Genomic DNA, 8281 nt, shown 5'->3' with positions numbered 1-8281 from the left:
GTCTATGTGTCGAGCTTGTCGAAAAGTGTCGCGACGGGTCTGCGCGTCGGCTTCGTCTGTGCGCCGCGCGAATGGGTTCCCCAGCTCGAACGAGCCATCCGGGCGACGACCTGGAACACCCCGGCGACCATGACTGCCATCGCCTGCGGATGGATGGAAGACGGCACGGTGGCCCGGCTTGAAGACGACAAGCGGCGTGATGCCACGCTGCGTCAGAACCTCGTCGCCGAGGTTCTGGGCCGGCTCAAGAGGATCAGCCATCCCGCGTCGTACTTCGTCTGGCTTCCTCTGGCGCAGGAGGTTCGCGCGGACGCGATTGCGATGGCGTTGATGCGCGAGCACATTTCCGTGTCGACGGCCCATCCGTTCGCAACGTCAGCTCACGTGCCTCACGCCATTCGATTGGCACTCGGCTCTGTCGACCTGGTCACGCTCAAGCGGTCGCTGGAAACAGTGGCCCGAGTTGTTGCCGACCAGACCTACTGACCGACAGTCGCGACGGCGCAGTCCGACTGCCAGGATTCGCTGGCATGTCAGCACCAGAGGCTGTTTGCCTGATTCCGCTCGTGGTCGACCTCCGATCGATCACCCTCTTCCCTAACTGCCTATCAAAAATCGTATGCGATTAAATCTTTTGCGATTGACATCGGGCGTGTCTTTCTCCATTATTCGACGCAAGCGATTACATCGCATGCGATCTAAGCCGCCTAACACCCTTATTCACACAGGAATCCATCATGACCAAGATCGAACAAGTCCTCCACTCAGGCAACAGCCACGCCACGGTCAATCGCGACCCCAATGTCAAGCGCGGTGAGCTCGGCGTCCTCGACCTCAAGCTGTCAGCGCCCGACGGTGAAAGCCGCGAGTTCATCGCCACCGAGCTACACCCGAGAGCCGAGCAGTTGTTTTCGGGCGCGTGGTCGGCCTGTTACATCAGCGCGTTCGAGATTGCGGCCTCGCTAAAGAAGGTCACGCTGCCGTCCGACTACTCCGTGGACATCCAGGTAAGCATTGGGTCGGTCGGTACCGGGCATTGCCTCGGCGCCCAGTTCACCATCCGCGTGCCGGGTCTGGCAACGGAAGTCGTCGAGGCACTCGCGCGCCAGGCCCATCAGCTCTGCCCGTACTCGAAGGCCGTGCACGGCAACATCGAGGTCGGCCTGAACGTCGTCACGGCGTGACCGATACACCGCATACGATTACATCGCGCAAGATTTAAATACGCTTAATATCCTCATACACATAGGAATCCATCATGGAAAAGATCGAAAAAGTCCTCGCCTCAGGCAACTCCCACGCCACGGTCAATCGCGACCCCAGTCTCCAGCGCGGCGAGTTTGGCGTCTTTGACCTCAAGCTGACAGCGCCCGGCGTGGAAAGCCTCGAGTTCATCGCCACCGAGCCGCACCCGACAGCCGAGCAGTTGTTTGCGGGTGCCTGGTCGGCCTGTTACACCACCGTGTTCGGAATCGCGGCCTCGCTGAAGAAGGTCACGCTGCCGCCCGACTATTCCGTGGACATCCAGGTAAACATTGGGCAGACCGGTGCCGCGTGGTTCCTCGGCGCCCAGTTCACCATCCGCGTGCCGGGTCTGGAAAAGGAAGTCGTCGAGTCAATCGCGCACCTGGCCCATCAGATCTGCCCGTACTCGAAGTCTGTGCGCGGCAACATCGAGATCGGCACGAACATCGTCACGGTGTGATCGGATAAGGCACGCGCGTCTCACTAACCATCTTTTTAGGGAATTTCTATCATGAAGACCAAACTTGTCGCTGCACTGCTCGTCGCATTGTTGGCGTCCGCCGCCGCTCCCGCATTCGCCAGCGGCTATGGACCGGCCCCCTTTTATCGGCCCTCGGTTGGTGCGCCGGCGTCGCAACGCGGTCAGAGCGTGCAAACCCTCGCCGCCGAACGCGACGGCGTAACTGGCTCGCAAGAGGCGTATGGCGGTGCAGTCTCCGGACTGTCCCAGGCGGGGAGCCATGTCGCCGTGACGTCGCGCGACAACCTGTTCGCACGTCACTAGATCGCGCATCCCTCCGTCGCTGGGCCGTCGCGCATCGTCGCTCTTCATGCGCGCCGGCCACAGCATCGGATGGGTCGTGGTTTATTTACTAAGGAAGATGGAAACAATGTTCAGTCATGTAGTGGTCGGCACCAACGACCTGGAAAAAGCAAAGCGATTCTATGATGCCGTGCTAGGCGCGATCGGCTATGGTGACGGTCTCAGTGATGACAACGATCAGCGTCGACGCTATGTCTATCGCGGCGACACGGGGCTTTTCATTATCACGCAGCCGCTCGATGGTCGGCCGGCGACCGCTGCCAATGGCGGAACGATCGGCTTTGCCTGTCAGTCGACCAGGCTGGTCGATCTCTGGCATGCCGCCGGGGTCGCCAACGGTGGAACATCGGCTGAGGCGCCGCCCGGCGTGCGTGAGGCCGCGTTTGGCAGCCTCTATCTCGCCTATCTGCGCGATCCGGACGGCAATAAGCTCGGCGCCCTGTATCGCATGCCGGCCTGAAGCGAACGACGGCGACAAAGGCGCTCTAGACCTTCGGCGGCCATAGCGCCAGGCAGGCGCCGCCGCAAGACCTCTACGATGCGAAATAGCTGGGCCCGGCGAAATTGACAACCGGTTGTACTCTACGCGGCAGCGGCCCGACATTCGTTATATAGCGATATAATCGCATGCGATATATTACACTTCGTATGTCTTGCGGAACATCGGGCTTTAGCCAAAGAGGATACAGATGAAAACTACGAACCATGCGCCCGCTGCGGCCGTGCCGCTGTCAGACTATCTGTGCTTTGCGATCTACTCCGCGAACCTGGCGTTCGGCAAGGCGTACAAGCCGATCCTCGAAGAGCTTGGGCTCACTTATACGCAATACATCACCATCATTGCGCTATGGGAGGAAGACCACCAGACCGTCAGTGGTCTGGGCGAGAAGCTGTTTCTCGAATCCAACACGCTCACGCCGATGCTGAAGAAGCTCGAGGTGATGGGTTATCTGGAGAGGCAGCGCGATCCCGAAGACGAGCGTCAGGTGCGAGTCGGGCTCACGAAAAACGGTCGACGGCTGCGCGAAAAGGCCCTGAAGATGGATCTCAGCGAGGCAACTGGCCTCGCGCCGGACGAGTTCGCGAAAGTGCAGAAGGCGATCGTGACGCTACGTAACAATCTCGTCAACGCAGTCCAGGCCGGCGAATAAGCGTTGAGTAGCCCGATTGACGCAATCCTTTTCGCGCCGTGGCCAATCGAAAGCTCAGCGGCCGTGGCGCAGGCGGGCCGGCCTCCTCGTTAAATTGCGATTTGTTCCCGCTGCGCAAGACTGTTTGTCCGATGCGGGTATTCGAGATCCGGGTCAATGCGCCTACATTCGCGTCTATTGGAGCCGTCGGCCCGATCGGCGTTGAAGCCGAACAACCGATGTTCGAGGGCATGAGTAGGCGCGGCGCGAGCAGCGCCGGCATCCCCACACAGAGGAACGTATGAACGAAGCCGATCAAGGCGCTGTGCGCGAGCTGAGTCATTTCATCGACGGTCAACGCGCCGCTGGCGCGAGCGGGCGGTTCGGCGACGTATTCGATCCGGCGCAAGGCCGGGTGGCGGCCCGCGTGCCGCTCGCAAACGCAGCTGAAGTCGCCGCCGCCGTCGCCGCTGCGAAAGCCGCGTTCCCGGCCTGGAGCGAAACCGCGCCGCTGAAACGCGCTCGCTCAAGATCGGCGGCGGCATGGAGCCCGATCTGGACATGGGGCCGCTCGTCACCGCCGCGCATCGCGCCAAGGTGTCGGGTTATATCGATGCGGGCGTCGCGGCAGGTGCCAGGCTCGTCGTCGATGGTCGCGGCCATACCGTGCCCGGCCATGAAGAGGGCTTCTTTCTCGGCGGCTCGCTCTTTGACGACGTGAAGCCTGATATGAGCATCTATCGAGAGGAGATTTTCGGGCCGGTCCTCTCGGTTGTCCGCGTGCCTGATCTCGCGAGTGCGATAGCACTCGTCAACGCGCACGAACTGGGTAACTGTGTATCGCTGTTCACATCCGACGGAGGCGCGGCGCGCGCATTCTCGCGACAGATTCAGGTGGGCATGGTGGGCATCAACGTGCCGAGTCCGGCGCCGGCGGCGTGGCATTCGTTCGGGGGCTGGAAGCGATCGCTGTTCGGCGATCATCACCAGTACGGCCAGGAAGCCGTGCGCTTTTACACGCGCTACAAGAGCGTCATGCAGCGCTGGCCCGACAGCATCGCCAAAGGTGCGGAATTCGCGATGCCCGTGGCTAAGTAAGCCGACCTGAGCGTGGCGACGCCTCTCTGGCGGGTAGTCGCTCTCGACTATAAACGTCCTAGAACTTCACCTTCAGCTGAAACCCGATCGTGAACGGCAGATTATCCGAAGGGATCGGCGGAATCAGAATGACGTTCGCACCGACGCGCTTATATTCGAACATCAGAATCGGCGCGACCACAGGCCCGATCGTGTGATCGTGACCGAGTCCCCAGTTGCCGTAGTTGTAGCCTGAGATGATGCCGCCGATCACCGAGAGTCGCACAAAACCCCAGTGCGTGAAGTCTGGCGACCAGACGCCGCCGCCATACCACGACGGACGTGACAGCGAATTGCGAAAGCCGCCAGCCGTCAGCGCCCATTCGTTGTTCAACCAGCATTCAACGCCGAGCCCCGGATTGAACTGGTTGAAGTGTTCATTTGGATCCGGGTTGATGTGATACGACCCGAGCATCGCGTCTGCCCAGACGCCGCCCTTGCACCAGTCGGCCGCGTGCGCGGCCGTCGCCATTGTCAGACTCGCGGCTGTTGCCACAACCGCGCATGCCATTTTGTTTTTCGCGCGCCAGAAACGCATGTCCTCTCCGCCGTCGGTCGGATGCCGACGTGATCATGTTCTTGTCGAGTGTTTGTGTGACCACCGTCGCGCACTGTACCTCAACCCACAGGACACGAAGTGGCAGGCACGCTCGGAAAAGCGGGCACGCGAACTGCGCCGCGTGCCGCTCAGGCAGAACAATAACGGAGAACCGATGGCGAATCGGTGAAATAAGGGCCCGCGTGCCTGAGGCTACAGGCCCAGATCCGACAGGCCGGGATGATCGTCTGGACGACGGCCGAGCGGCCACCGGTACAGGCGATCGGTCTCGCGGATCGGCATATCGTTGATGCTCGCGTGGCGATGCGCCATCAGGCCATTCGCATCGAACTCCCAGTTCTCGTTCCCGTAGGAGCGGAACCAGTTGCCCGAGTCGTCGTGCCATTCGTAGGCAAAACGCACGGCGATCCGGTTATCGGTAAACGCCCACAACTCCTTGATCAGCCGGTAATCGAGCTCCTTCGCCCACTTGCGGCGCAACAGGCCGACGATTTCCGCGCGGCCGGTGACGAACTCCGCGCGATTGCGCCAGACGCTTTGCGGCGTGTAGGCCAGCGACACACGCTCGGGATCGCGGGTATTCCACCCATCTTCTGCTCCACGTACTTTCTGGATCGCCGTTTCGCGCGTGAAAGGGGGAAGGGGCGGGCGGCTTTCGATCGGTTCGGTCATGACTTCTTCTCCTGAGCTCGGGTGGACGCCCGCCGGGCCGACGGGCGAGAGACTGCGGGTTCTGCTTCCAGCAACCGTTCGGCTGCGGCACGCGCATCGAGCGCGGCATCGGGGTCGCCGCTGACGAGCGCCACGCCGATCGCGCCATCAATCAGGATCAGCCATTGACGCGACAGACGCGCAGCGTGTCCTGCGTCCTGATCGGTGGCGTTTTTGCTGGTGGCGTTTTTGCTGGTGGCGTTTTTGTCGATCGATACGACGTAGTCATCGCAAACCGAGCGCACGAAGCGCAATAGACGCTCCTTGTGTTCGCGTGCGACGACACGGATCGGATCGTCGGCGGCCTCGATTTCACCGGCGGCGTTGAGGAATGCACAGCCATGGAAATCGTCCGACGTGAACCACTCGCGCAGCACATCGAACATGCCAATGAGCCTCCCGCGCGGCGTCGTGCGATTCAGCGTGTTGCCGGTGAACCAGTTCATCCAGCGTTCGTCACGTCGTTCGAGCGCGGCGGCGACGAGCGCGTCCTTCGAACCGAAATGCGTATAAAAGCTTTTGCGCGCCGTGCCGGACTGACGGACGATCGCGTCCACGCCGGTCGCGTGAATGCCGCCGGCGTAGATCAGTGCCTCGGCAGCTTCGAGAAGCCGCTCGCGCGCGCCGGCTGTTGACGGGTTGTCATTGGAGGTAGCCATGCACGAAAGGTAGAACGATCATTCTCCCTTGTCAAGTAGCGATGTTGAATCGGGCTGGATCTGGTTCGGCTTCGGCGCTTTGCGTTATCGTGGTGTCCTTCGAAACCTGGATCGACGTCATGCGGACACTCACGCTTCGTGCGGCTTTCACGCGCGTTCTTTTTCTCACGGTGCTTGCAACGGCTGCCGCCTGCACGCCACTTCAGGTCGTCACGCATACGGTAAGCACGACGGAAACCCGCGTTCCCGTCGGGCACTACACGCTTGATCCAGACCATTGCAGCATTACGTTCGACGTCGATCACTTCAAGTATTCGCGCTTCACGATGCGATTCGATCGCAAGACGGCGCAACTCGACTGGAATCCGGGCGGCCTCGATAAAAGTTCAGTGGCCGTCGTGATCGACGCGGCAAGCGTGGATACCAACGTGCCCCTTCTGGACAGGATGGTGAAAGGCGAACAGATGCTGGACGCTCTCCGCTATCCGGAGATACGTTTTGTGAGTACACGTTTTGAGCGCACCGGCGAATCGCGCGGAACGCTGAGCGGTGATCTGACGATTCACGGCACTACGCAGCCAATCACACTCGACGTGACGTTCAACGGCTTTGCGCCCGATCCGCTCACAAAGAAGGACACCCTCGGCTTTTCGGCGGACGGCCATTTCAGCCGTGCGAAGTTCGGTCTGTCGACGTGGTATCCGGCCGTCGGCGATGACCTGCATGTGCGCATTCAGGCCGAATTCGTGAAGCCGCCCGCGGGAGTTTAGTGTGCGAATGTTTGATTGTGTGGGTGGGCGGCGGGGGTCGTGGTGAGGTGGTGGTGATGCGTCGGGCGCGCGTCGCAACGGGACGCCGGCGCGTGTCGCGACGCGACACGCGTGGCCGTTGCTACGCCAGCAGTGTTGCGTTGCGTTGCGTCGCGGCAGACGGGCGCCCCGTCGCGCCGACAACACGCGACGGGGCGCTGAATCAGACCGTCGTCCAGTCGAGAATGACCTTGCCGCTTTCGCCGGAAAGCATCGTTGCGAATGCGAGCTCGTAGTCGTCGACGGGAAAACGATGCGTGAGAATCGGCGACAGGTCGAGCCCGCTTTGCAGCATCGCGACCATCTTGTACCAGGTCTCGAACATCTCGCGTCCGTAAATGCCCTTGATTTCGAGACCCTTGAAGATCACCTGAGTCCAGTCGATCGCTGTCTGCGCAGGCGGAATGCCGAGCAGCGCAATCTTTCCGCCGTGATTCATCGCTTCGAGCATGCCTGTAAACGCGCTCGGCACGCCGGACATCTCAAGCCCGACGTCGAAGCCTTCGGTCATGTGGAGATCGTCCATGACATCGCGCAACGATTCGCGCGAGACATTGACCGCCCGCGTTGCGCCCATCTTTCGAGCGAGGTCGAGACGATAGTCGTTGACATCGGTGATCACCACGTTGCGGGCGCCGACGTGCTTCGCGATCGCGACAGCCATGATGCCGATCGGTCCAGCACCGGTGATCAGAACATCTTCTCCGACGAGGTTAAACGAGAGTGCGGTGTGCGTCGCGTTGCCAAATGGGTCGAAGATCGCGGCAAGATCGTCGGAAATCTCGGGCGGAATCTTGAATGCGTTGAAGGCTGGAATCACGAGATATTCGGCAAACGCGCCCTCGCGATTGACACCAACGCCCACCGTATTGCGACACAGGTGACGCCTGCCTGCGCGACAGTTGCGGCAAAACCCGCAGGTAATGTGGCCTTCGCCCGATACACGGTCCCCAATTGCAAAGCCGCGTACCTCCTGCCCCATCTCGACGATTTCGCCAACATATTCATGCCCGACGTGCATTGGCACAGGAATCGTCTTCTGCGCCCAGTCGTCCCATTTCCAGATATGAATGTCTGTGCCGCAAATCGCGGTGCGCGTGATGCGAATCATCACATCGTTGTGACCGACTTCGGGTTTTTTCACGCGCGTGAGTGTGAGTCCCGGAGCGCGTTCGAGTTTGGCGAGTGCTTTCATGTTGGAGGCTCCG

Annotated in this window: 11 protein-coding genes and 2 pseudogenes; 9 read left to right on the top strand and 4 right to left on the bottom strand. The window is 60.9% G+C overall.

The features are described 5' to 3' along the window. From P3T21_RS12870 to P3T21_RS12835, 8 genes and pseudogenes are all read left to right on the top strand, one after another. Positions 1 to 486 (top strand): aminotransferase class I/II-fold pyridoxal phosphate-dependent enzyme (locus P3T21_RS12870; protein WP_429256304.1); only part of this gene is annotated, 486 nt, incomplete at its 5' end. A gap of 251 nt (positions 487 to 737) precedes the next feature. Continuing rightward, a complete protein-coding gene (locus P3T21_RS12865; RefSeq protein WP_429256303.1) occupies positions 738 to 1184 on the top strand; it encodes an Ohr family peroxiredoxin in 447 nt (148 codons plus the stop codon). A 74-nt stretch (positions 1185 to 1258) separates the two neighbouring features. After that, the gene (locus P3T21_RS12860; protein WP_429256302.1) at positions 1259 to 1705 is read left to right on the top strand and encodes an OsmC family protein; all 447 of its coding nucleotides are present in this window, start codon (positions 1259 to 1261) and stop codon (positions 1703 to 1705) included. Between the two features lie 51 nt (positions 1706 to 1756). Further along, positions 1757 to 2029: a hypothetical protein gene (locus P3T21_RS12855; RefSeq protein WP_429256301.1), complete on the top strand. Its 273-nt coding sequence runs from the start codon at positions 1757 to 1759 to the stop codon at positions 2027 to 2029. 106 nt (positions 2030 to 2135) lie between these two features. Next, on the top strand, positions 2136 to 2528 hold the full coding sequence (locus tag P3T21_RS12850; RefSeq protein WP_429256324.1) for a VOC family protein: 393 nt from the start codon (positions 2136 to 2138) through the stop codon (positions 2526 to 2528). Positions 2529 to 2757: 229 nt separating this feature from the next. Next, on the top strand, positions 2758 to 3219 hold the full coding sequence (locus P3T21_RS12845; RefSeq protein WP_429256300.1) for a MarR family winged helix-turn-helix transcriptional regulator: 462 nt from the start codon (positions 2758 to 2760) through the stop codon (positions 3217 to 3219). 280 nt (positions 3220 to 3499) lie between these two features. Beyond that, positions 3500 to 3664: pseudogene (locus P3T21_RS12840) on the top strand (methylmalonate-semialdehyde dehydrogenase (CoA acylating)); the annotation flags it as partial. Positions 3665 to 3720: 56 nt separating this feature from the next. After that, positions 3721 to 4296 (top strand): annotated as a pseudogene (locus P3T21_RS12835) (aldehyde dehydrogenase family protein); the annotation flags it as partial. A 58-nt stretch (positions 4297 to 4354) separates the two neighbouring features. On the opposite strand, the gene P3T21_RS12830 reads toward P3T21_RS12835, so the two are convergent. The 3 genes from P3T21_RS12830 to P3T21_RS12820 form a co-directional block, all read right to left on the bottom strand. Further along, positions 4355 to 4873 carry a hypothetical protein gene (locus tag P3T21_RS12830; protein WP_429256299.1) on the bottom strand — a complete coding sequence of 173 codons (519 nt, stop codon included), beginning with the start codon at positions 4871 to 4873 and terminating at the stop codon, positions 4355 to 4357. A gap of 213 nt (positions 4874 to 5086) precedes the next feature. After that, complete coding sequence (locus P3T21_RS12825) at positions 5087 to 5566, bottom strand: DUF1348 family protein (protein ID WP_429256298.1); 480 nt, start codon at positions 5564 to 5566, stop codon at positions 5087 to 5089. Then, positions 5563 to 6264 (bottom strand): TetR/AcrR family transcriptional regulator, encoded by a 702-nt coding sequence (locus P3T21_RS12820; RefSeq protein WP_429256297.1) that lies wholly within the window; start codon positions 6262 to 6264, stop codon positions 5563 to 5565. Before P3T21_RS12820 ends, P3T21_RS12825 begins: the two co-directional genes overlap by 4 nt. A gap of 119 nt (positions 6265 to 6383) precedes the next feature. On the opposite strand from P3T21_RS12820, the gene P3T21_RS12815 reads away from it, so the two are divergent. Then, positions 6384 to 7034 carry a YceI family protein gene (locus P3T21_RS12815; RefSeq protein WP_429256296.1) on the top strand — a complete coding sequence of 217 codons (651 nt, stop codon included), beginning with the start codon at positions 6384 to 6386 and terminating at the stop codon, positions 7032 to 7034. Positions 7035 to 7236: 202 nt separating this feature from the next. On the opposite strand, the gene tdh is transcribed toward P3T21_RS12815, so the two are convergent. Beyond that, entirely contained in the window at positions 7237 to 8268 is a 1032-nt protein-coding gene (gene tdh, locus P3T21_RS12810) for an L-threonine 3-dehydrogenase (RefSeq protein ID WP_429256295.1), read from the bottom strand. Positions 8269 to 8281: the final 13 nt, after the last annotated feature.

Origin of the sequence: Paraburkholderia sp. GAS334 (genome assembly GCF_050436625.1) — a bacterium.
GTDB lineage: Bacteria > Pseudomonadota > Gammaproteobacteria > Burkholderiales > Burkholderiaceae > Paraburkholderia.
The sequence above is the reverse complement of the archived record's forward strand: the minus strand, read 5'-3'. Positions and strand labels throughout refer to the sequence as shown.

Excerpts from the sequence above, each read along its gene's own strand:
- P3T21_RS12815 (WP_429256296.1), top strand. The coding sequence starts at position 6,384 with ATGCGGACACTCACGCTTCGTGCGGCTTTCACGCGCGTTCTTTTTCTC.
- P3T21_RS12865 (WP_429256303.1), top strand. The coding sequence starts at position 738 with ATGACCAAGATCGAACAAGTCCTCCACTCAGGCAACAGCCACGCCACG.
- P3T21_RS12830 (WP_429256299.1), bottom strand. The coding sequence starts at position 4,873 with ATGCGTTTCTGGCGCGCGAAAAACAAAATGGCATGCGCGGTTGTGGCA.
- P3T21_RS12820 (WP_429256297.1), bottom strand. The coding sequence starts at position 6,264 with ATGGCTACCTCCAATGACAACCCGTCAACAGCCGGCGCGCGCGAGCGG.
- P3T21_RS12825 (WP_429256298.1), bottom strand. The coding sequence starts at position 5,566 with ATGACCGAACCGATCGAAAGCCGCCCGCCCCTTCCCCCTTTCACGCGC.
- P3T21_RS12850 (WP_429256324.1), top strand. The coding sequence starts at position 2,136 with ATGTTCAGTCATGTAGTGGTCGGCACCAACGACCTGGAAAAAGCAAAG.
- P3T21_RS12860 (WP_429256302.1), top strand. The coding sequence starts at position 1,259 with ATGGAAAAGATCGAAAAAGTCCTCGCCTCAGGCAACTCCCACGCCACG.
- P3T21_RS12855 (WP_429256301.1), top strand. The coding sequence starts at position 1,757 with ATGAAGACCAAACTTGTCGCTGCACTGCTCGTCGCATTGTTGGCGTCC.
- P3T21_RS12845 (WP_429256300.1), top strand. The coding sequence starts at position 2,758 with ATGAAAACTACGAACCATGCGCCCGCTGCGGCCGTGCCGCTGTCAGAC.
- tdh (WP_429256295.1), bottom strand. The coding sequence starts at position 8,268 with ATGAAAGCACTCGCCAAACTCGAACGCGCTCCGGGACTCACACTCACG.